Source organism: Leptolyngbya sp. FACHB-541, assembly GCF_014695875.1.
In the GTDB taxonomy this organism is placed as follows: domain Bacteria; phylum Cyanobacteriota; class Cyanobacteriia; order Elainellales; family Elainellaceae; genus JAAUTN01.
On sequence record NZ_JACJPC010000135.1, the window covers coordinates 66050 to 86643 of the forward strand.

Below are 20594 nucleotides of genomic sequence, written 5' to 3' on the forward strand. Positions count from 1 at the left end.
CTTACCCATTGAAGGATGGCTGTAAGTAAAGGTTTCTAGCAGAAACGCAATTGTAGGAACATTTTAGGTTTTGAAACAGGTCGCTATTCATAGCATTGGTTGCAAATCCTGATATGAAACGCTTCACCTGTCCTGGCTTACTCTTATCTTTGAGAAAATTTGGGGTTCAGGTTTCCCTAACTACGGCATTGGCGCTAGCACTCTCCATTGCTGGAGCAAAATCTGGGTCAGTATTGGCGGTCGAGCCGCCTGACAATGCAGAGGCGATCGCTACTCGCATGTACGACTTACAGCAGTCGAGCCAACGTTGGATTCAGGTTGACTTGTCTACACAGCGCTTGATTGCTTGGGAGGGCGGCAATCCGGTGCGGGCGGTGATTGTCTCAACGGGCAGAGACGCAACCCCTACTCTGACCGGCACATTTGAAATCCAGTCGATGCATCGCGTTGCACGAATGCAGGGAGATGACTACAACATTCCCGATGTGCCCTTTGTGATGTACTACTCCGGTAACTATGGAATTCATGGTGCCTACTGGCACAATCAGTTTGGCGTGCCGATGAGCCACGGTTGTGTCAATGTTGCAGTCGATCATGCGGAGTGGTTGTTTAGTTGGGCAGAGATGGGCACCCCAGTTGTAGTGCATGAGTGATTGAAGTTTACGAGTAACTCAGGGCGATCGCACTTCTCCTCTGACCACAGCGCTATCACCCTGAAACTCGACTGTGCTTAGATCCAGTCCTTCTTGCTGAAGCTTCTGGTTAATTTGCTGCTCGATCTGTTCTCTTGAGACTCCAAACAGGCTTTGGAGTTGGTCGAGCGTTAGCCTCAGATCGCCCACGCGAATAACCGTATCCTCACTCAACAACAAGCGCCCCTGCTCAAAGCTGGGTTGTCCTTCAATGCCAAGGTAAATCTCTCGGTCTGCTAGAGCAGGAAAGGTTTGGGAAAGCCGCTCCAATAAAGCTCGTTCTGTGGGGTTGAGTTGCTCCGTTGGAATCTCAGACAGATTAACCACGGCTCCACTTTGCACCTGACCGTTTTGAATGGTCGTATTAATGTCTCTGGTTCCTTCCAAGACAGGACGGTAGTTGGGATTGGTGGCGATCGCTCCCACAACTAACTGATTAATATCTGTTGCATTGAGTTCACCATCAATGCGGGTGATTCCACTGCTACTAGTTGTGGTTATTCCTCGAATGATTCTATCTCTGGCGATCGTGCTTTCCGTTGCGTCTAGATTAGTTGCTTGTTTCTGACTGTCATACCACTCCGGTAGCTGTGTTGCTTGCTGCCAAGAGAGGGAAATTGCTGCAAGCGCTCCCAAACCAACTCCTAAGAGAATTGCAAAAACAATAAATCCAACTTTTTTCACGACTGCCCCAACATTCGCCCACTCAAACTGTTTGCAGCACTATAGCGAATTCATTTAGAGCATGGGGCGAATGGAGCGATCGCAAAGCAAAGTTTTGGCTTAAAAATTGTGAGTTAGAGCGATCGCAAATCTTAAGAAAGATTAAGTTGATTTAAGTTTCTACCTGTTTCATTTCGCCCCAAGAAGTTCTTTGGTATTCTGAGGAACATTCTTAAAAAATTAAGGAAGAGGTAAGAAACTTATGAAAACTTCAAAACATTTGGGACAATCCATCTCCATGGTTCTTCTATTCGCTCTAGCCAGCGTAGGAGTAATTGGCATTATCACCATGCAGAGTGGCGCTTTACCCTAGAAAAGAGCTGTTCTAAAAAAGCTGTGTGTTTATCATTAGATTTATTAAATCAGCTTTACTCAATCCAATTTGAAGGCACTTCTCAGGAAGTGCCTTTTTGCTGACGCTAATTTCGCCAAGATTCTGCAGTAGATGCCTTCGATCTGCCACGACTGCGACCGTCTGATAACACAGGGAAATAAGAATCGCTTAAAATTACTTAACAGAAAAGAGGATTCAAGCAATTTCTCGCTAATAAACTCCTGGCACGTTCAGCCTGTGCCACAAACAAAAATCAAATTGACACGACTTTCTAGGCTTACTTTCAATACTTAAAAACCTCTAGCAGCCTTGGGTTACACTTTGCCAACCATGTTACGAAAACGGCTGAAAGTTTAACCTGATCTTAAAGCCGTTGTAATAAGCTCAGACCGTGGGTATCTGTGCCACAAGTGCTGAATAGACTGTGGGTCTTGCTTAATAGCTCTATTTCTTGCGTTTGCTTTGGACTAGGTTTCCAGGGTTGAGGGTTGTTGTAAGCGTAGTATGTCTCCACCCCATCAATCCCCAGTCGGGCTGCTTCAGGTATCAGTTGGTGGTGCGATCGCCGATAGCGAGCCGGATGTGCCAACACTGCCAGACCACCTGCCGCTTGAATGGCGTGGATGACTTGCTCCGCCTGGTAGTGATCCCCGGTACTAGACTCTCGTTTTAGATAAGGCTGGAGTGCTAGATGAGTCGGATCAAAGGCATAACCAAGAATGTGTACCTCGGTTTCTAATAGTCCAGCGTTAATTTCTACGCCCGTCCAGAGGCGGGGCACAGAACCGACCTGAGCTAATTCGGGCGTGTACCACTGTAGCCACTCTTGCGCAGCATAGTAGCCCTTAACCGTGTGGTGATCGGTGATTGCTAGTCCTTTTAGACCGAGAGCGATCGCCTGTTCCATCAACCGCTCAGGCTGCAACCTGCCATCTGAGCAGACAGTGTGCATGTGGAAGTTGTATAAGCGTGGGCAGCTCTCTAGGGTGATCGTGTCAAAGACGCGCTTTAGTGCTGGTGCATCCTGCGCTGCTATCTGAGCGGAAGCCTGAGCAAGATTGGCAGCCATATAGGTCTTAAAAATTTACACTCGTCTTCTACTATACCCAAACAGACTCTTTAACTGCCCTGCCTCTCTAGCAGGGCGACCGTGTAAGCAGCAATTCCTTCCTCTCGCCCAACGGGTCCTAACTTTTCATTCGTTGTAGCCTTGATCCCAATCTGGTCGGGGGCAAGTTTTAGGACTTCGGCAAGGCGATCGCGCATTGCCTGAATGTGCGGCTTGAGTTTTGGGCGCTCTGCAACAATCACCGAATCTAGATTGCTCACCTGCCACCCCCGCTCCTGGATCAACTGGTTGACCTGCGCCAGTAGCAATAAGCTATCGGCACCCGCCCATTGAGGATCAGTTGGGGGAAAATAATGCCCAATATCACCCAGGCTTAGTGCTCCCAGCATCGCATCCATGATCGCGTGAGTCAGCACATCTGCGTCGCTGTGACCTAGCAGTCCTAATTCATGAGAAATTTTGATGCCACCTAAGATCAGGGGGCGATCGCGAACCAACTGATGAATGTCGTAACCATTTCCAATCCGAAGATTAACTGACACTGAAACACTCCTAAAATCAAGCCTTAGCTTTTCGAGCAGACCAGGAGAAGACAGCTGCCCCTATAAGCAAAAGAACAAACGCAGCTAAGCCCATTACAAACTGGGGTTGAGGGGTGAAGGGCAAAGGCGTTTGAGGTTCGCCCAATTTCAACCAGGCAGAGGCAAATTCTTCTCCAGCTTTGAGTGTACTGGCTGTGTTCCAGTGAATTGTATCGGACTTGGTGTAGCTTTCAGTCTCAACGGCGATCGCCCGATGGTCGCGCTGGTCAAGCTGCTGTTGGGCTGTTCTAATAGTTTGCAGATACGGCAGCCGCTCAGGATCACCTGACACCATGCCATAAACAATTGGCAGATCAGCTCCAAAGTCGCGCCGAGTTTGGGCAAATAGCCGAGCCAAATTTCTGTCGTAGCGAACTGCCCAGGAACGATAAAGGGCATCACTCTCCCCTTGCATCCAGAAAAAACCTGCGACCTCTACCTCATAGCCCTGGTCTTTCAGGTCAGCGATCGCCATATTCGCCCGATCGCGCATGGCACAGTAGAGCGTACAGTTTTGAGGCTGCCACTGTTCCCCTAGATCAGTACCATCAACTGCATATTTGACGATGGCGACGGATTGATAGAGCGACTCGGAGAGCGATCGCCCCAGCGAAGCCTCCATGCCAAATCGAAGCTCCAGATATTTGCTGCTCCAGGGTAAAGGTTCTGTGGGTGGGCTGAGCGGTCGCCATCCATCAGAGCCGTACCACAATACCTGAAAGTTTGGCTGTTTTAGCTCTTGGGGCAGTTCCGTAAGTTCTCCCCGCCCCACCATGTTGCTTTGCCCAGCCAGAATAAAAAGCTTGATTGCTGCCATGGAGTCACTCTAGTCCACGCGGATCAGGGGAGGATTGGTTAAGCCAGGTTTCGTAGAGGTCAGGGCGGCGATCGCGGGTGCGTTGAATTTGCTGCTCTTTTCGCCAGCGATCGATCCCCGCATGATTGCCAGATAGCAGCACTTCTGGCACCTGCCAACCCCGAAACTCGGGCGGGCGAGTATATTGCGGATAATCTAACAGTCCGGCTTCAAAGCTTTCTACCTTGAGCGATTCTACCTTGCCAACCGTGCCAGGTAGGAGGCGAATTACGCCATTCAGCAATGCCAAAGCGGGAATTTCACCGCAGGTGAGGACAAAATCCCCCAGCGAAACCTCACGCGTAACCAGGTGCAAAACGCGCTCATCTACGCCCTCATAGTGGCCGCAAATAATCACGAGCTGGTCGTAGCCTGCCGCCAACTCCTGAAACATGGGCTGGTTCATCGTCTTGCCTTGAGGAGTCATCAAAATCACTTCTCGTTGAGGCAAAACCGGAAGCGACTCAGCCGCCGCAAAAATTGGTTCTGGTTTCATCAACATTCCTACGCCACCACCATAGGGTTCGTCATCGACTCGTCGATGCTTGTCAGTGGTGAAGTCGCGAGGGTTCGTCAAATGTACTTCTGCAATCTGTTTTGCTAGAGCTTTGCCCAACAAGCCGGATTGCAGAGGGGAGGCGAAGAAATCTGGGAATAGGGTGATGATGTCGAAGCGCACAGGTATTGGAGATTAGGGATTAGAGATTAGGGATTAGAGATTAGGGATTGGAGATTAGGGATTGGAGATTAGGGGTCGGGGATCAGGCTCTGTGTTGAAGCACGGCTTAGAGGAGAGGGATTAGTTGTCCTGATGTGGGGCAAAAAAGTTCTTGATGAACATTTTGAAGCTTTATTCCTGAACAGCCTGTAAGATGTGAAGGAATGTAAAAAATGCATTTCTAAATGTAGGTTTTGCATCGAGCTTCCCATGCTGCCGTTAGTCAGTAGGAAGTAAGAGCTTTTTGCGAGCGAGCGCTTTATGAATGCGATCGCATTTGAATGTCACCAGGCAAACCAGAAGCGGCTTGGGAGAAGCCTGTCAAGTAACAGAGTTCTCCAGTTCAGCCCGCCTCAGCAGTTTATATCTAAATATCATCATGTCTGAGCATCTCATTACCTCTAAGCATATCGAGGAGGCTGACCTAAAACATCGGATGAAGCAGCACAAACGTCTATTCTGGCTGCTCTCCAGTGCTGCAGGCTTAATCTTTTTCCAGGGCTACATGATTGCGCCATTGATCCCACGTTTGGCGGAGGTGTTTCAGGTGCCAGAGCAGGAGATCGGGCTGATTGTGCCTGCTTATATGCTGGCTTATGCGATCGCTGCTCTTTTCTATGGACTCATCTCTGATCGGTTTGGTCGCTGGCCCGTAATACGAGCCTCGCTAATCATCTTTATTCTGTTTACATTTCTCACTGCCACTGCCCAATCTGCGTTTCAAATGGTTGCCTTACGGCTACTGGCTGGGCTGGGTGCGAGTGGCGTAATTCCGCTAACCTTTGCCCTGATTGGAGACTTGTTTCCGTTTAACCAGCGGGGAGCAATGCTGGGTTTGGTTTTCGCCATGATGGAGGGTGGCATGGCGTTGGGTTCGGCAGGTGGAGCGTTGCTTGATCCGTTGATTGGCTGGCGAATGTTGTTTGTGGGGACGGCGATCGCCACAACTTTGGTCCTCTGGCGCTTACATCGTTATGGTGCGCTGTTTGATTCACCTGCGCTGACCTCGCTTCCTTCAATTCGACAGGTTTTTGCTGGATATCGCACGGTTCTAGCTTCTGCACGGGGAAAGCGCACCTACGCTTACGTTTTGCTCAACGGTATCTTTCATTCGGGCGTTTACACCTGGCTTGGATTCTATTTATCGCAGCGGTATGACCTGAATGAAATTGGAATTGGACTGGCGATTTTTGGCTATGGCGTTCCGGGTTTAATTTTTAGCCCGTTTATTGGTAGAGCTGCTGATCGCTGGGGGCGTAGATGGCTGATTCCACCTGGGTTAGCGATCGCTGCCCTCGCTGCCTTTGCCATGATTTTTCAGATTCCGGTCGCTGGTACAACAGCTGCCATCCTGGTTTTGTCATTAGGCTATGACCTGACTCAACCTCTATTTGCTGGAATTGTCACCGATTTGAGTGGTAGAAGCACGCTAGGGCAGATTATGGGATTCAAAGTTTTTGCCTTATTCACTGGATTCGGCATTGGCAGCTACTTATTTGGAGAAATTTTGCGCTTTGGCTTTGGTTCCACTTTGGCAATTTTTGGGGTAATGCAGCTTTTACTGGCGATCGCTGCCATTCCACTTTTCCGCTCCGAAGCACCCGTGGTTCATCAGGTTGAAGCAGTGTTGAGCGGAGATTAGGGATTAGGGATTGGGGATTGGGGTTGAGAACGAGGTTGATCTCCAATCCCCAATCCCTTACCTTCTATAAGAAAAACTCAAGAAACTCTTAAGTTATGCTTAAATATTTGTCATAGTGTGTATTGGTAACGCTCCAGAAACAGAAGCGGCTTGAGTCGGTCTAGTTCTAGTTCAGGCTAAGACAACCAGGTGAAAACCTGTTCCCTTAGTATTCTGCTTAAATTCAGATAGCGGAGGCAGTGGGTAGAATGATCAACGGTTCTGTGTTTCTCAGCTTAAAAGCATCCTGAATCGTGCAAAACCTCAAGGGTGGAGCAAGAGGATGAATAGAGGTAATATCTCAATTAGTAAGCTGCTGGAGCGATTGATGAACTTCATGCCCAGGAGCGATCTCATGCTGCAATTAGAACCCCAATTCCATGAGCAGAGGATGCCTTATTTGACAAAAGCTGCCGTGTTGGTGATTGGCGGTGCTGAAGACAAAGTTCACGGACGGCAAATTCTCAATGCTTTTTTTAATCGAGCGGGGGCAACTGACGCTCGAATTGCTATTATTCCCTGTGCCTCGCGTGAACCTAGCGTGATTGGCAATCGCTATCGCACCATTTTTGAGGAAATGGGGGCAAAAGCGATCGAAATTTTAGATATTCGCGATCGCGAACAAAGCGAAAATCCTGACTGGAAAGATTACCTAGAGCAGTGTACGGGCGTTTTCATGACGGGTGGCGACCAGCTTCGGCTCTGCGGGTTGCTGGCAGATACCCCTATTATGGAAAGAGTCCGCGTTCGGGCACAGTTAGGTGAAATTACTCTGGCTGGTACGAGTGCAGGGGCTGCCGTCATGGGAGAACACATGATTGCTGGCGGTGGCAGCGGCGAATCACCGAATCGATCTCTAGTAGATTTAGCGACTGGGTTAAACATCATTCCTGATGTGATTGTGGATCAGCACTTTCACAACAGAAATCGTATGGCGCGCCTGATGAGCGCGATCTCTATCTATCCCGACAAACTGGGGATCGGCATCGATGAGGATACCTGTGCGCTATTTGAAGACAGTGGCATCTTTCAGGTGATCGGCAAAGGCACGGTTACGGTGATTGATCCCAGCAGCGTTTCTCACACCAATCAATCTGACGTGGGCACTACCGATCCGCTCAGCATCCACAATTTGAGAGTTCACATTCTCAGTCCTGGCGATCGCTACGACATGAACAAACGGCTAGCTCTTGCGACCAGGGCTTAAGGAGTGAGCCAAATTTTAGTCTAATTCAACTCACCTGAGCTCAAAACTGTTCACCGTGAACGGTCTAACAGTTTTCCCAAGCTTGAGACTAGACAGTATTGAATAGCGTCCTTTTCGCCCCAAGCGAGCCGCCAACATTGTTATGAGAATTCTAAAAACCCAAACCTTACGTGGTCCAAATTACTGGAGCATTCGACACCAAAAGCTGGTGATAGTGCGCCTGGACTTAGAAGACCTGGCAGAACGCCCCTCCAATGAAATTCCCGGCTTCTACGAAGGACTAACCGAAGCGCTTCCCAGCTTACTTGAACATTTCTGCTCTCCAGGCTGCCGAGGGGGATTCCTCAGTCGGGTACGAGAAGGCACCATGATGGGACACATCATGGAGCATATCGCCTTGGAGCTGCAAACTCTAGCAGGAATGCCCGTTGGGTTTGGTCGTACCCGCGAAACCGCAACCCCTGGCGTGTATCAGGTGGTGGTGGAATACATAGACGAGCAAGCCGGACGCTATGCCACTAGAGCTGCCTTCCGCCTCTGCCAGAGCATTGTTGAAACAGGACATTACCCACTTGAAGAACTGGAGCAAGACCTGCGCGATCTGCAGGATCTCGGTGCCCAAGCAGCTCTGGGACCAAGTACTGAAAGCATTGTTAAAGAAGCCGAAGCCCGTGATATTCCCTGGATACAGCTAGGCTCTCGCGCCATGATTCAGCTAGGGCACGGAGCTTACCAAAAGCGAGTACAGGCAACGCTGAGCAATTTCACCAGCATTTTGGGCGTTGAACTGGCTTCTGATAAAGAGGGTACGAAAAAGATTCTGCAAGATGCAGGCGTTCCTGTGCCGCGTGGAGCAGTGATTTATTACCTGGACGAACTGGAACAGGCGATCGCCGATGTCGGTGGCTACCCCATCGTGATCAAGCCGCTGGACGGCAATCACGGACGCGGGATCACGATCAACATTGACTCCTGGGAATTGGCAGAAGAAGCCTATGATGCTGCCAAAGAAGTCTCCAAAGCGGTAATTGTCGAACGTTACTACTCCGGACGGGATCATCGCGTGTTGGTGATTAACCACAAAGTTGTTGCGGTTGCAGAACGGGTTCCTGCTCACGTCATCGGAGATGGCAAATCGACTATTTCTGAACTGTTAGACGAGACCAATCGCGATTCAAGGCGGGGCGAAGGGCACGACAACATTCTCACCCGAATTGAGATCGATCGCACCACCTGGCAACTGCTCGATCGCCAGGGTTATGACCTCGATACCGTATTACCCGCTGGAGAAATTTGCTATCTCAGAGCCACCGCAAACCTTAGTACAGGTGGAATTGCAGTCGATCGCACGGATGACATTCACCCCGAAAACATTTGGCTGGCGCAGCGAGTTTCTAGAATTATTGGGCTAGACATTGCTGGGATCGACATCGTCACGGCAGATATTTCTCGTCCCCTGCGTGAAACCGATGGCGTAATTGTTGAAGTCAATGCGGCCCCCGGCTTCCGGATGCACGTCTGCCCCAGTGAGGGCATTCCTCGCAACGTGGCAGAACCTGTAATCAACATGCTGTTTCCGCCCGGAACCCCGACCCGCGTCCCCATCATTGCGATCACGGGTACCAACGGCAAAACCACCACTACACGGCTAATTGCCCACATCTTTAAGCAAACTCAACAGGTCGTGGGCTACACCACCACCGACGGCATTTACATTCAAGATTATTTGGTAGAAAAGGGCGATACGACTGGCCCGCAAAGCGCTCAGGTAATTTTGCAAGACCCCACCGTAGAAGTTGCCGTATTGGAGACAGCCCGAGGTGGAATTTTGCGATCGGGTCTGGGCTTTAACTACTGTGATGTAGGCGTTGTGTTGAACGTCGCGGCTGACCACCTGGGAATCGGTGACATTGAAACGGTAGAAGACCTGGCACACCTCAAGAGCGTTGTCGTAGAAACAGCTCGATCCAATGGCTACGCTGTTCTGAATGCTGATGATCCCCTCGTTGCAGCAATGGCACAACGGGTAAAAGCACAGATTGCCTATTTCTCGATGAATCCAGACAACGAATTGGTGCGATCGCACACCCAAAGGGGCGGCCTAGCAGCAGTCTACGAGAATGGCTACCTGTCCATTCTCAAAGGCGACTGGACATTGCGAATCGAGCAAGCAGTGCATGTGCCGCTAACGATGGGTGGACGTGCCCCCTTCATGATTGCCAATGCCCTAGCAGCCAGCCTTACGGCCTTTGCTCAGGGTGTCAGCATCGAAAGTATTCGGGCAGCGCTGATGACCTTCCAGGCATCGGTAGATCAAACTCCCGGCAGAATGAACCTATTTGACCTGGGAGAGTTCCATGCCCTGATTGACTATGCCCACAACCCCGCCAGCTATGAGGCGTTAGGCAGCTTTGTCAACAACTGGCCCGGAGAATGCATCGGTGTTGTGGGTGGGCCAGGCGATCGCCGCGACGAAGACTTTATCACGCTAGGCAAACTCGCTGCCGATATCTTTGACCGAATCATCGTTAAAGAAGACGACGACACGAGAGGTCGTCCACGAGGTGATGCAGCCGCACTCATCGTTCAGGGCATTCAGAAAGGAGGAAGCGATCGCCCCTACGAAGTCATTCTGAATGAAACCGAAGCAGTGAATACCGCTCTAGATAGTGCGCCTTCAGGCGGTCTAGTTGTCATTTTGCCGGAAACTGTCAGTCGCGCCATTAGCCTGATCAAAGCTCGACATCCTTTACAACAGCCAACTCCCTACCAAACTGCCAGCATCAGTAACTCCAACGGTGACTATACCGTGACAGTCGAAACTGCTGCCAACACTCAAAACGGCTTCCAAACTGTTGAAGTGCAGGCAGAGGAAGCGACACTGAACTTGGGCGTTAATCGAGGATAAAAGGGTGAACGGTTAAAGGTAGCAAATGTTTACTACCTTTAATCATTCATTTAGTATTTGTCCTCATCCAAATCCTGTTCCTCATCTTCTGAGGGCTGGTTCATTTCTTCCTTAAAGCCTTTCAAGGTTTTGCCCAAAGCGCTACCCAGCTCTGGGATCTTTTTGGGGCCAAAAATTAGCAGTGCTACGACTCCAATGACGCTCACTTCTGCCCAGCCTAAACCTAATGCCATACAGAATCTCCTATCGTTAAGCCCTTTATCCCATTTACTATAGGGCGATTCGGAAAGGAAAGAGCAAGCCTTCCGGTTCTCCTTACTTTCGGGTCAGCGGCAAGCCTAGCCAGTCGCTTATCCCATGCGCTAACCATTTCAATTCCCATTGGTCTAGCAAATCACCTTTGCGAAGCTCGTATTTTTCAGGTTTTTGAGGCTTTGAATCTGCATTTTCAGTCCAGATGACTAACTTTGGTCTAGCTCCAAATCGCTTGGGTTGAATCAGGTGGACTGCCCGAATATTTTGTCTGGGACTAGATTTGCTCCTGAACTCAAAGCCAAATAGCTCGTGCATTGTGGAAATATGCTGTTGATCAATCCGCAGCCGAATTCGCCCAAATACGGAGAACAAAACTTTGGGTAAAGGCAGTAGCAGTAAGAATCCAAGAGGAGCCAAAGCTGGCGTTATCAACGCAACTCGAGTAAGAATCTGAGCGGGAAGCAAGGTACATAGCGCAATCAGTGCAACTTGACTGAGGCTAAACTTTCCCGGAATCAGAACTTCTAGAAAGTCGGGTTGCTGGGTCAGCGAAATTTGGCTTCCAACAGGTTGAGCAACCCCTCCCAATCCCATTTGCTGAATGGAGCTAGATTGCCCAAGCGCGTCCAGTGCTTTTTGGGCAGAGGCAAACCGCTTTTCTAAACCTGGCTCTGTTAAATGTCTGAGCCAGCTTGCGGAGTCTGGAGAAACATTGGTAGCAAATTCAAACCGAATCCGAAAATCTTGCTGAGGTAAATCTGAGGGATGCTTACCTGTCACCAGGTAAATTAGGGTTGCTCCCAAGCCGTAGAGATCTGAGGCTGGCACTGCCCGTCCGCCAAATTGTTCAGGCGGCATGTAGCCATAGGTGCCTACTACGGTGATGGTTCCTCCTTCTCTTGCTGCCAAATTTTGAACGGAGCCAAAGTCTATCAGGTAAACCTGACCGGGACTGTTGCCAGAGCGATCGCCTAGCAGCACATTACTCGGCTTAATATCTCGATGTACGACCGCAGGCTGCTGTCCGTGCAAATAAACCAGGATTTCCAGCAGATCTTTGGCGATTTGTTTGACTTCCGCTTCACTGAGCGATCGCCCCGCCTTCAGATGTTCCTCTAGCGTTTTGCCTGCTACATAGGTCTGCACCAGCACAAAACCTCTCAAGCCAGGTAAATCTAGCTCAAAATAATCCAAATATTGGGGAATGGCTGGATGAGACAGTGCCTTAAGAACTTCGGCTTGTCGCTGAAATAGCTTCAGATCGTGCCATTCAAAGTCATTACCAAATGATAGTAACTTCAGTACAACCTGTGTTTGAGTGTTTAAATCGAGGCCTAAAAAGGTGCGCCGTCCGGCTCGCCTGCCCAACTGCTGCTGGATCTGATAGCGTCCATGCAGTACCTGATTGAGAAGGTTAATGGAGGCTGCATGAGAAGAACTGGGTAAGGTTTCCCTGGCAAAATCTGTCATGTTGGTTAATGTCTGACAATTGGGACCGTAAACCCGTAGCGACCAGTCTTTGCCTGAATGAGACTGCAAAGCAGAATTAGCTCCGATTGATGAAGAAAAGTTTGTAATTGGGTAAAGCTCGACGAGGCTTTTCTTCTTCGGGATCTCCAATGCGCGATCGCCGCTCATACCACTGAGCAACACTTTGTCCAATCGCTCCTCCCACCAATCCCCACAAGACAACTGACGAAAAGGCTCTTACCGTAACCAAAACCAAGGTTATTACATTATAGGAAGCCATATCAGCATCAGAATTTGTAAGTGCTAGCCCGGCAATGATGAAACCCCAAAAAATTATCACTGCCGCAGCGATGCCAGTCAGAGTACCAACTGCTTTGATCGTTTGTCTGTATTTGCGTGGGTGGTGAAGGGGGTAGTATTGCCGACGCGTCCAGATGCTAATTATAAAACCAACCGGAATTCCTGCAAGTAAGCCATACAATACTGCACCTAATAAGCCCCCCAAAGCAGCGTAAGAGAAAATACTGAGAATGTTGAAAACACTTGCGTCAGAAGTTAACCCGATCAGGATTACTATGGACAGAATATCGACTACAGAAATCACTCCTCCAACCACAAATCCCACACTGCAACTGCGCCAAAGGCTGTTCCACAACAGTTCCCCCATCGGCACGACTTCCTTGGGGCATAATACATAGGGGCTAATTTGAGCAGGTTGCTGCAATGCTTCTAGGGCTTGCTCAGCAGAGGAGGGGCGATCGCTCAAATTTGGTGCTGTGAGCCAAGTGAGCCAACTGGTAAACGCGGAGCTAAGCTGAGCTTCTGACTCAAATTGAATACAGAGATCTTTTTGAGGTAAATCGGCGGGATGTTTGCCTGTCGATACATAAATTAAAGTAGCCGCCAAACTGTACAAATCTGAAGCAGGCGCAGCGTATCCGCCAAACTGTTCAGGCGGCATGTAACCATAGGTACCAACAACGGTGATGGTGCTTCCCTGACTTGCAGCTAGCGTTTGGACGGAGCCAAAATCTACGAGATAAACCTGTCCCGGACTGTTGCCCGATCGGTCAGTGAGCAAAATGTTGCTGGGCTTGATGTCTCGATGAATGACAGGCGGTTGTCGTCCGTGCAAGTAGGTGAGAATTTCTAAAAGGGATTGGGCAATCTGTTTTGCTTCTGATTCGCTAAAGGTGCGTCCTGACTGGACATGTTCTTCAAGCGATCGCCCCTCTACGTAGTTCTGAACAAAGGCAAACCCCTTACCGTAGGTTAATTCCAGTTCAAAACAGTCGAGATATTGAGGAATTGCCGGATGGGAAAGTGCTTTCAGCATTTCGGCTTCCCGCTGAAATAGCTTCAGATCATCCCACTCAAAATCGTTGTCAAAGGACAAAAGTTTAACAACGACTAACTCTTGGGTTTGCAGGTCACGCGCTAGCAGCGTTCGCCGTCCAGCATTCTTCCCAAGCTGCCGCTGAATTTGGTAGCGATCGTGTAATACTTCACCGGGAGCGTTTTGCCGGGATTGCGTCATACGTAGCTGCTCCCCTATTGTTGTGTGTCATTTATAGCTCATTTTTTTAGGTGAGCAGAATCACCTGATAGGGTGACTCTGCTGCCCTTGATCCCAGATTCCTCTAAGCTGGATCAAGCACTTAATTTCTTATAAAACTCCTGTTTCACATGTCAGAAATTACTAAAACCTCCATTCGCGCCCAACAGCATCCTTTAATTCAGCGGCTTGCCGATCGCATTGAAGCAATCTGGCAAGAGCATCTGGATCTGTCTCCTTACCAACTTCCTGAAGATTTGGGCTACGTGGAAGGACGATTGGAAGGGGAAAGGCTGACGATTGAGAATCGCTGCTATCAGTCACCCCAGTTCCGCAAGATGCATTTGGAGCTGGCGCGAGTGGGGACAACGCTAGACATTCTGCATTGTGTAATGTTTCCGCGTCCTGACTACGCTCTGCCGATGTTTGGCACAGATTTGGTAGGTGGACGAGGACAAATTAGCGCGGCAATCGTTGATCTCTCTCCAACAAGTAGCGATCGCACATTACCCGAAAGCTATCAGTCCAGATTACAAGCTTTACCCCACATCTCTTTTTCCCAACCGCGTGATTTGCCAGATTGGGGTGATATTTTTTCTGAATTTTGTCTATTTATTCGTCCAGGTAATCCTGAAGAAGAAACGCTATTTTTGGAACGGGTAGCAGCATTTTTAGAAGTTCATTGTCAGGTGGCGATCGCTACTCCTTCTACGCCAGAGCAACGGTCTGAAATCTTTGCTGGACAGCACTATTACTGCACTAAACAGCAGAAAAATGATAAAACTCGCCGCGTTTTAGAGAAGGCTTTTGGTGATGAATGGGCAGAGCGCTACCTGACAACGGTACTGTTTGACCTTCCACCTGAATAACAACATTAGGCGATCGCCCCTAAACTAACTAAAAGACAATTAGCATCGACCCAACAGTGGGCAGAACACCTTGCCGAGCAGCTACGCTCTGGGAATTGATCCTAATGAAGTTTAGCCGAGTTGCTTAATCTGATGTTCCTGATTCTTTCTGCTGATTGATCTCTAAATCAGGGAATGTCTTGAGAATGTTTTCGACAGAGAAGGGAGACGCAGGTGGAAACTGATCAATCGAAAGTCCAGTTTCAGCAGCAGCCAATTCTCTAGCGTCTTGATAACAGTCATTGAATACCTGCGTAAGGTGCGATCGCAGACTAGGGCTTTCCTTCAACGCTTGTCTAAGGCGCTGTTGATGCTCAACAATACTGGCAACCCAACTATTTGAGCGTTTTTCTGGTTGATACCGATATTTGAGAAGATGCATCAACAGCACTTTGAGGTTACTGTATAACGCCCGTTTCTCACTCCTGCCCATGTCCTCAACTTCTTCTAGCAAATTTGTGATATCAAGGGCAGAGAGCTGATTTTCCCGCAACAGCTCAGCCGTTGTGGTGAGCCACAGGTAATAATCCTGGTCATACAGAGCAGAAAGATGTTTAGCCGTTGACGATTCAGATAATGTCATACGCAAACGACCTAAAAAGCTGCTCTGTTTCAAATATAGCGTTGCGCTTAACGATCCTTGAGACGCTGAGCGGTGCGGAGAATTTGCCCGGCGAGAATGGCTGCGCCAAAGCCGTTGTCGATGTTGACGACTCCAATTCCAGCGGCGCAGGAGTTGAGCATGGTTAGGAGAGGGGCAAGCCCACCAAAGTTGGCTCCGTAGCCGATGCTGGTTGGTACGGCAATGACGGGACAATCTGCTAGCCCTGCCACGACGCTAGGAAGTGCGCCTTCCATGCCTGCTACAACGATGAGAACATCCGCTTCCTGGATGACTTGGCGATTGCTCAGGAGACGATGAATTCCGGCAACGCCAACATCCCACAGTCGATTTACCCGAAATCCAGATAGCTCAGCGGTGACGGCTGCTTCTTCGGCGACGGCAAGGTCGGCAGTTCCGGCAGAGAGAAGGCTGATTGCCCCCTCATGCTGAACTTCTGGCATTTCACCATCTGCTGAAGAAGACTGCACCAAAGCGCAAATTCTGGCGAGCTCAAAGTAACGTAGCCCAGGAACCTGCGGCTGAAGCTTTTCGTAAACTTCGGGCGTAATTCGAGTCGCCATCACAACGGGGTTGCGCTGCCGCATTGCGGTCATGATGTGAGCAATCTGCTCCGGCGTTTTGCCTGGACCCCAAATTACTTCTGGAAAGCCAGTTCTGAGCGATCGATGGTGATCAATCTTGGCAAAGTCGGCAACCGGTTCAAAGTCGAAATGCTTGAGTTTGTCGAGCGCGTTTTCTGGGCTGATTTCACCCAGAGCGACGGCGTTGAGCAGATTTTGGAGAGCTTCGGGTTGAGACACGGGGAGGGAGGGATGAGGGATGAAAGGAAATCTTCGTCTCCGGGTTCCACCTGGAGATGCCTACAGCAAGGCTCTGCCTCGTGAAGGAGGGGAGGCGGAGCCTCCAAATCTGCATTCCCAGGCAGAGCTTGGGAACGAGTTAAAAGGCGAATGGCCGTTCGCCCCTACGGGATAGATTCTACCCTTTCATCCCTCATTCCTTCATCTCTCATCCCTTTCATCTACTACTTTAAGCTCTTGGATATTCCACAGTCCCCAGCTCGGTAGACCTGTGTACTTTAGTCCCTGAATGCGATCGCGCACTGCCACGAGCGCAATTTCGTGTATCAGGTGAATTACGGGTAGCTGTTCTTGAACGATGCGCTGGAAGTTGCCGTAAATTTCCTGGCGCTTGGATTCGTCTAGTTCTCGTGCTCCAGCAGTAAAGAGGCGATCGATTTCCAGTTCCCAGTCGTTGGGTTGCCAACCTGTAATTTGGGGTTCACCCGGCTGTGGCCCAAGATTAAACATGTGCGATCCCCCTTTGCTCGTCCACAGGTTTGCGCCGCTGTGGGGGTCAATTCCGCCTGTAAAGCCAATCATGAAACATTCCCAATCGCGGGTTGTAGTGACTCTGGTAATCAGCGTGTTGAAACTGATGGGGCGAAAATCAACCTGAATGCCGATCTGAGCCAAATCTGCACGGATTTGAGAACCGATCGCCTCTCGAATTTCGTTACCTGAATTGGTCAGAAATGAAAAGCGAACACGATTGCCGTCTGCATCAAAGAGCTGTCCCTCAGCGTTAAAGCTGAAGCCAACGGATTGAAGCAGTTGTCTGGCTTTGTCCAGGTCATAGTCGTAAACTTTCAGCCCTTGCTCTGGCGACAGGTAATAGGGACTTTGAACGGAAATAGGCGAGTCTTGCGGTTTGCTGATGCCGCGAAAGATGTTGTTGATCATGCGCGGGCGATTGATGGCGTGGGCGATCGCCTGCCGAAACTCCAGCGTATTAAACCAGCGTGACTTAATTGGGTCAACCAAAGGCTGCCCCTGAGAATTCTTACCGCGATTTAAGTTAAACGTGATGAACGTTGTGCCTGACCATTCGCCTCCCGTATAAACCGTGAACTTGCCTCGCTCTTCTTCTCGTTTGAGCAACTCAAAATACTCAGGTCGCAGCGGTCGCACATCCCCAATCGCATCCAGATCGCCAGAGCGAAAGCTAAGCAGTTGCGTGTCGGTAGACTCCATAAACTGCCAGACAATCCGATCGATGTAGGGCAACTGCTGCCCCGCTGCATCTTTTTCCCAGTAGTAGGGATTACGTTCAAAAGTCAGGCGTTCTCCAGGCGTGTAGCGCTCCATCTTGTAAGGGCCATTCACCACCACCTTAGTAGGGTCAGTATTAGTCGCCCAGGTTGAGGTAAACAAAGAATTACCCTGCGAATCTAAGGTTTCGACCGATTCTTGCAGGATGTGCTTTGGCAGAATTACAACCCCCGTTGGCGGTCCGTTCAATGCCCGCAGCAATGGTGCATACGGTTCTGGCAGCAAGAATTCAACCTGGCGATCGCTTAGCTTTTGCACCTGAGGAAATTCACCGTTTGCCCCAATTCTCAGGTCGTCTTTGTTGTCGGTTGGAATTTTCTCATTCAAGATCACATCCTGAATGGTAAACACCACATCGTCTGCCGTGAGCGGTTCACCGTCTGACCACCGCAGCCCTTCCCGCAGCGTGAATACGACTCGCCGTCCGTCTTCAAAAATTTCCCAGGACTCTGCCAGATCTGGCTTTACTTCCCCTGTTTCTCCATCTTCTGTAGTCAGCCCGCGAAAGCTAAACAGAAAAATACTGGGAAATTCCTGGTTTAGCATTGGGTTAAAGGTAGCTGGGTCTTGCAGCGAAGTCAGCACAATCTGAGAAAGGTTGCTGGCTTTAGTTTCGGCAATCAGACTGCGGCAGCCACTCAGCAGCAGGGCAATGAGCAGGACGAGGGGAAGCGATCGCCCCAGCCAACGTCGTGCAGTGATCGTGAAGTGGGGAAGGAAAGAGTGGGGAAAACGCATACAACCGAGTAAATGACACTTGAAGGTAAAGCAAATCGGCAAGTTGAAGCAATGTAAAAGGCTGCATTCCTTCTGCAAGCCATCACATTGCTTTTGCACCTATTACACTACGTCTGTATGGCATCACACTGCTTCTGTGTAACATCGCCTTGCTTCTGTAAGTCATCACATTGCTTCTGCGAGCTTTACATTGCTTCTGTAAGTCATCACATTGCTTCTGTAGGCGATCGCATTAGGATTGCAGCGGCGATCGCCGCTTCTTTTGTTAGCTGTTACCTGGGTATGGGCAGGTTGATGCTTTCGTTACCAAAAGTGCATCTTATGGTGTCGTCCCAGAATGTCCTGAGCTACCATCGGCATTAAGAGTACGTTGGATCGAATATGGCTGAACCTAATCTGACTCCAGAAGACGTGTCCACCGAAGAGTTAACCTTCGAGCAGGCGATCGCCCTTACTCAATCCCTTCTAACGCAAATGGAGCAGGGCAAACTGTCAGAAGCAGAAACTGGAGAGGCGATCGCCGCCCTAGTGGGCAGCATGAATGGGGCACGCGGATTCTTTGTCACCTATTTGTCAGATGAACGGGCGATCGCTGACCACCCTGCAGAAGCGGTGATGCAGGCATTGCAAACGTCGCCAGAGATCGTGGCAGACCTGCTGGTGAAAAATTTGGCAATGTCGTCCGCAATGGCGATTACTCATCGGCGTAACGGCAATGAGGAGATGGCGCAGGGGTCGGATCGGGTGCGATCGCGCACTGCTTACCTGATCGAGAAACTTCAGTTGGCAGCCATCATCGAGAAAGCGCAAAAGCTGCACGAAAGCGCCTCTACTGGGTTGGGCGAATACAAAGCCTTTTTGGATCGCTGGGGCTACGATGCTGAGCAGCGTCAGGTCATTCAGCAGAGCATGGAAGGGGCGATCGGCTTGGCGACGGATGATTCTGTTAGCGAGTAAATGCCCGCAAGAATAATCCAGTTCAGTACATTAATTCGGGCATCGTAAAACGTCACGTCAAACAGGGCAAAGGCAACGCAGCCCCAAAATGCGAATAGATAGCCGAGCATCAGGGGGCGATCGCTAGCCGCTAGTTGCTTTGTCACCAACAGGTGCACTGCCCGAAAACAAACGTAGCCAACTACAACCGTTAAACCAACCATCACCAACAATCCAGCTTCAGAAGCTAGCAATAACCAAAAGTTGTGTGGATGAAAGATTTTGTCAAAGACCGGATCAATAATGCGAGCGGGATAAAGGAATTTGTAATTTCCTAAGCCCCATCCCAACAGCGGACGTTCCCTAATCAATTCCAGCGCAATTTGCCAAACTCCGACTCTTGGATCATCCGTTAGCCCTTCCAGGGAAACAGCCCGACCGCCAATTCCCACAAGCGCAGCAGCAACCACCACTGCCAACAGGCTCAAAAGTCCGCTGATTAAAACCGTTCGATTCGTTTTGACAAAAAGGCTGAAGACCACAAGCTGAGAAATTGCAATCAGCATTCCGTTGCGTGAACCGGAACTAAAAATACCTAATAGATTCAGATAAACTGCCGCATAGACGAGCCAACCAGGTGGATAAAGCCGCTGCAATTTTCTGGAGCGATCGGCAACTCCTCTCTGTTGCACCGATTGCAGCAAAATCAATCCTAAACCCAGCCCTAAAATTAAAACTAAGTAGCTCGCTAAAGCATTGGGATGCTCAAACATAACCATCGCTCTGCCTTTATGTGGTGCAGAACGAAGCCAATCAATAAATTGCCATCGCTGAATAGAACCTGGAATATAGGGCGATTTGATCAGATATTCAACAAAAGCAACAATATTAACTGGAATAGAAGTAATTACTAAATCTATTGCAAGCTGCTCTAACTTTCCTGAACCCTTGAATAGAAAGGGAAGAAAAGCAAAAAAGACAAAAAAAGGCAAAAAGTTAGTCAGTTGTAGAAAAGCTTCCTCTCTACTAAAAGCAAATGCAGAACTTAAAATCATCAGCCCGCTAACAGCCAGCAAACTAATACAAATTGGGGATCTCAAAACGGTCTTGTAGAAATTTCTAATCAGAAAAACAAGAACGAAGAACAATCCCAAAAAACTCAGGTAACTGAGATAGGGCAAACCAATAAAACTGAATCGCGCAACTTTTTGATAAAACCGAAAGGCT

General features: G+C 49.4%; 20 protein-coding genes. 8 read left to right on the top strand and 12 right to left on the bottom strand.

Annotated elements, in window-relative coordinates:
- Window positions 1-113: 113 nt before the first annotated feature.
- Complete coding sequence (locus tag H6G00_RS29340; protein ID WP_190799425.1) at window positions 114-653, top strand: L,D-transpeptidase; 540 nt, start codon at window positions 114-116, stop codon at window positions 651-653.
- A gap of 18 nt (window positions 654-671) precedes the next feature.
- Here the strand turns inward: H6G00_RS29340 and H6G00_RS29345 are convergent, their stop codons facing one another.
- The 5 genes from H6G00_RS29345 to trmD form a co-directional block, all read right to left on the bottom strand.
- A complete protein-coding gene (locus H6G00_RS29345) occupies window positions 672-1376 on the bottom strand; it encodes a hypothetical protein (RefSeq protein WP_190642748.1) in 705 nt (234 codons plus the stop codon).
- A gap of 737 nt (window positions 1377-2113) precedes the next feature.
- On the bottom strand, window positions 2114-2818 hold the full coding sequence (locus H6G00_RS29350; RefSeq protein ID WP_190686098.1) for a PHP domain-containing protein: 705 nt from the start codon (window positions 2816-2818) through the stop codon (window positions 2114-2116).
- Between the two features lie 50 nt (window positions 2819-2868).
- The gene (ispF, locus tag H6G00_RS29355) at window positions 2869-3360 is read right to left on the bottom strand and encodes a 2-C-methyl-D-erythritol 2,4-cyclodiphosphate synthase (RefSeq protein WP_190799426.1); all 492 of its coding nucleotides are present in this window, start codon (window positions 3358-3360) and stop codon (window positions 2869-2871) included.
- Between the two features lie 16 nt (window positions 3361-3376).
- Complete coding sequence (locus H6G00_RS29360; protein WP_190799427.1) at window positions 3377-4216, bottom strand: sialate O-acetylesterase; 840 nt, start codon at window positions 4214-4216, stop codon at window positions 3377-3379.
- A gap of 4 nt (window positions 4217-4220) precedes the next feature.
- Window positions 4221-4934, bottom strand: coding sequence for a tRNA (guanosine(37)-N1)-methyltransferase TrmD (gene trmD / locus H6G00_RS29365; RefSeq protein ID WP_190799428.1), 714 nt, complete (start codon window positions 4932-4934; stop codon window positions 4221-4223).
- A 418-nt stretch (window positions 4935-5352) separates the two neighbouring features.
- Between trmD and H6G00_RS29370 the strand changes: the two genes are divergently transcribed.
- The 3 genes from H6G00_RS29370 (at window position 5353) to cphA (ending at window position 10769) form a co-directional block, all read left to right on the top strand.
- Window positions 5353-6615 carry an MFS transporter gene (locus H6G00_RS29370; RefSeq protein WP_190799429.1) on the top strand — a complete coding sequence of 421 codons (1263 nt, stop codon included), beginning with the start codon at window positions 5353-5355 and terminating at the stop codon, window positions 6613-6615.
- Between the two features lie 394 nt (window positions 6616-7009).
- Window positions 7010-7861 (top strand): cyanophycinase, encoded by an 852-nt coding sequence (locus H6G00_RS29375; protein ID WP_190642759.1) that lies wholly within the window; start codon window positions 7010-7012, stop codon window positions 7859-7861.
- Between the two features lie 142 nt (window positions 7862-8003).
- On the top strand, window positions 8004-10769 hold the full coding sequence (gene cphA / locus H6G00_RS29380; RefSeq protein ID WP_190799430.1) for a cyanophycin synthetase: 2766 nt from the start codon (window positions 8004-8006) through the stop codon (window positions 10767-10769).
- Window positions 10770-10819: 50 nt separating this feature from the next.
- Here the strand turns inward: cphA and tatA are convergent, their stop codons facing one another.
- The 3 genes from tatA to H6G00_RS29395 all read right to left on the bottom strand — a co-directional run bounded on the left by tatA (window position 10820) and on the right by H6G00_RS29395 (window position 14031).
- A complete protein-coding gene (gene tatA / locus H6G00_RS29385) occupies window positions 10820-11002 on the bottom strand; it encodes a twin-arginine translocase TatA/TatE family subunit (protein ID WP_190642754.1) in 183 nt (60 codons plus the stop codon).
- A gap of 82 nt (window positions 11003-11084) precedes the next feature.
- A complete protein-coding gene (locus H6G00_RS29390; RefSeq protein WP_347278242.1) occupies window positions 11085-12677 on the bottom strand; it encodes a serine/threonine-protein kinase in 1593 nt (530 codons plus the stop codon).
- Window positions 12571-14031: a protein kinase gene (locus tag H6G00_RS29395; protein ID WP_190799431.1), complete on the bottom strand. Its 1461-nt coding sequence runs from the start codon at window positions 14029-14031 to the stop codon at window positions 12571-12573. Before H6G00_RS29395 ends, H6G00_RS29390 begins: the two co-directional genes overlap by 107 nt.
- Window positions 14032-14180: 149 nt before the next feature.
- Here H6G00_RS29395 and H6G00_RS29400 point away from each other — a divergent pair, with 149 nt between their 5' ends.
- The gene (locus tag H6G00_RS29400) at window positions 14181-14918 is read left to right on the top strand and encodes a phycocyanobilin:ferredoxin oxidoreductase (protein ID WP_190799432.1); all 738 of its coding nucleotides are present in this window, start codon (window positions 14181-14183) and stop codon (window positions 14916-14918) included.
- A gap of 124 nt (window positions 14919-15042) precedes the next feature.
- Here H6G00_RS29400 and H6G00_RS29405 read toward each other — a convergent pair whose 3' ends face one another.
- Both H6G00_RS29405 and larB read right to left on the bottom strand, forming a co-directional pair.
- Window positions 15043-15540 (bottom strand): DUF29 domain-containing protein, encoded by a 498-nt coding sequence (locus H6G00_RS29405; protein ID WP_190799433.1) that lies wholly within the window; start codon window positions 15538-15540, stop codon window positions 15043-15045.
- 47 nt (window positions 15541-15587) lie between these two features.
- Window positions 15588-16382, bottom strand: a complete 795-nt coding sequence (gene larB / locus H6G00_RS29410) for a nickel pincer cofactor biosynthesis protein LarB (protein ID WP_190686077.1) — start codon at window positions 16380-16382, stop codon at window positions 15588-15590.
- 19 nt (window positions 16383-16401) lie between these two features.
- Here larB and H6G00_RS29415 point away from each other — a divergent pair, with 19 nt between their 5' ends.
- Window positions 16402-16557 carry a hypothetical protein gene (locus H6G00_RS29415; RefSeq protein ID WP_190799434.1) on the top strand — a complete coding sequence of 52 codons (156 nt, stop codon included), beginning with the start codon at window positions 16402-16404 and terminating at the stop codon, window positions 16555-16557.
- A 26-nt stretch (window positions 16558-16583) separates the two neighbouring features.
- Here H6G00_RS29415 and H6G00_RS29420 read toward each other — a convergent pair whose 3' ends face one another.
- Window positions 16584-18431, bottom strand: a complete 1848-nt coding sequence (locus H6G00_RS29420; RefSeq protein ID WP_190799435.1) for an ABC transporter substrate-binding protein — start codon at window positions 18429-18431, stop codon at window positions 16584-16586.
- Between the two features lie 381 nt (window positions 18432-18812).
- Between H6G00_RS29420 and H6G00_RS29425 the strand changes: the two genes are divergently transcribed.
- The gene (locus H6G00_RS29425) at window positions 18813-19388 is read left to right on the top strand and encodes a hypothetical protein (protein WP_190686067.1); all 576 of its coding nucleotides are present in this window, start codon (window positions 18813-18815) and stop codon (window positions 19386-19388) included.
- On the opposite strand, the gene H6G00_RS29430 is transcribed toward H6G00_RS29425, so the two are convergent.
- A complete protein-coding gene (locus H6G00_RS29430; protein ID WP_190799436.1) occupies window positions 19331-20146 on the bottom strand; it encodes an O-antigen ligase family protein in 816 nt (271 codons plus the stop codon). The genes H6G00_RS29425 and H6G00_RS29430 overlap by 58 nt on opposite strands.
- A gap of 79 nt (window positions 20147-20225) precedes the next feature.
- On the opposite strand from H6G00_RS29430, the gene H6G00_RS29435 reads away from it, so the two are divergent.
- Window positions 20226-20480, top strand: coding sequence for a hypothetical protein (locus tag H6G00_RS29435; RefSeq protein WP_190799437.1), 255 nt, complete (start codon window positions 20226-20228; stop codon window positions 20478-20480).
- Window positions 20481-20594 lie beyond the last annotated feature (114 nt).

What these genes read in the sequence shown, in the direction of transcription:
- H6G00_RS29350 (WP_190686098.1), bottom strand. Translation starts at nt 2,818, where the DNA reads ATGGCTGCCAATCTTGCTCAGGCTTCCGCTCAGATAGCAGCGCAGGAT.
- H6G00_RS29370 (WP_190799429.1), top strand. Translation starts at nt 5,353, where the DNA reads ATGTCTGAGCATCTCATTACCTCTAAGCATATCGAGGAGGCTGACCTA.
- H6G00_RS29375 (WP_190642759.1), top strand. Translation starts at nt 7,010, where the DNA reads ATGCTGCAATTAGAACCCCAATTCCATGAGCAGAGGATGCCTTATTTG.
- H6G00_RS29400 (WP_190799432.1), top strand. Translation starts at nt 14,181, where the DNA reads ATGTCAGAAATTACTAAAACCTCCATTCGCGCCCAACAGCATCCTTTA.
- tatA (WP_190642754.1), bottom strand. Translation starts at nt 11,002, where the DNA reads ATGGCATTAGGTTTAGGCTGGGCAGAAGTGAGCGTCATTGGAGTCGTA.
- H6G00_RS29360 (WP_190799427.1), bottom strand. Translation starts at nt 4,216, where the DNA reads ATGGCAGCAATCAAGCTTTTTATTCTGGCTGGGCAAAGCAACATGGTG.
- H6G00_RS29420 (WP_190799435.1), bottom strand. Translation starts at nt 18,431, where the DNA reads ATGCGTTTTCCCCACTCTTTCCTTCCCCACTTCACGATCACTGCACGA.
- H6G00_RS29425 (WP_190686067.1), top strand. Translation starts at nt 18,813, where the DNA reads ATGGCTGAACCTAATCTGACTCCAGAAGACGTGTCCACCGAAGAGTTA.
- H6G00_RS29340 (WP_190799425.1), top strand. Translation starts at nt 114, where the DNA reads ATGAAACGCTTCACCTGTCCTGGCTTACTCTTATCTTTGAGAAAATTT.
- H6G00_RS29415 (WP_190799434.1), top strand. Translation starts at nt 16,402, where the DNA reads ATGAAAGGAAATCTTCGTCTCCGGGTTCCACCTGGAGATGCCTACAGC.
- H6G00_RS29405 (WP_190799433.1), bottom strand. Translation starts at nt 15,540, where the DNA reads ATGACATTATCTGAATCGTCAACGGCTAAACATCTTTCTGCTCTGTAT.
- H6G00_RS29395 (WP_190799431.1), bottom strand. Translation starts at nt 14,031, where the DNA reads ATGACGCAATCCCGGCAAAACGCTCCCGGTGAAGTATTACACGATCGC.
- H6G00_RS29430 (WP_190799436.1), bottom strand. Translation starts at nt 20,146, where the DNA reads ATGGTTATGTTTGAGCATCCCAATGCTTTAGCGAGCTACTTAGTTTTA.
- cphA (WP_190799430.1), top strand. Translation starts at nt 8,004, where the DNA reads ATGAGAATTCTAAAAACCCAAACCTTACGTGGTCCAAATTACTGGAGC.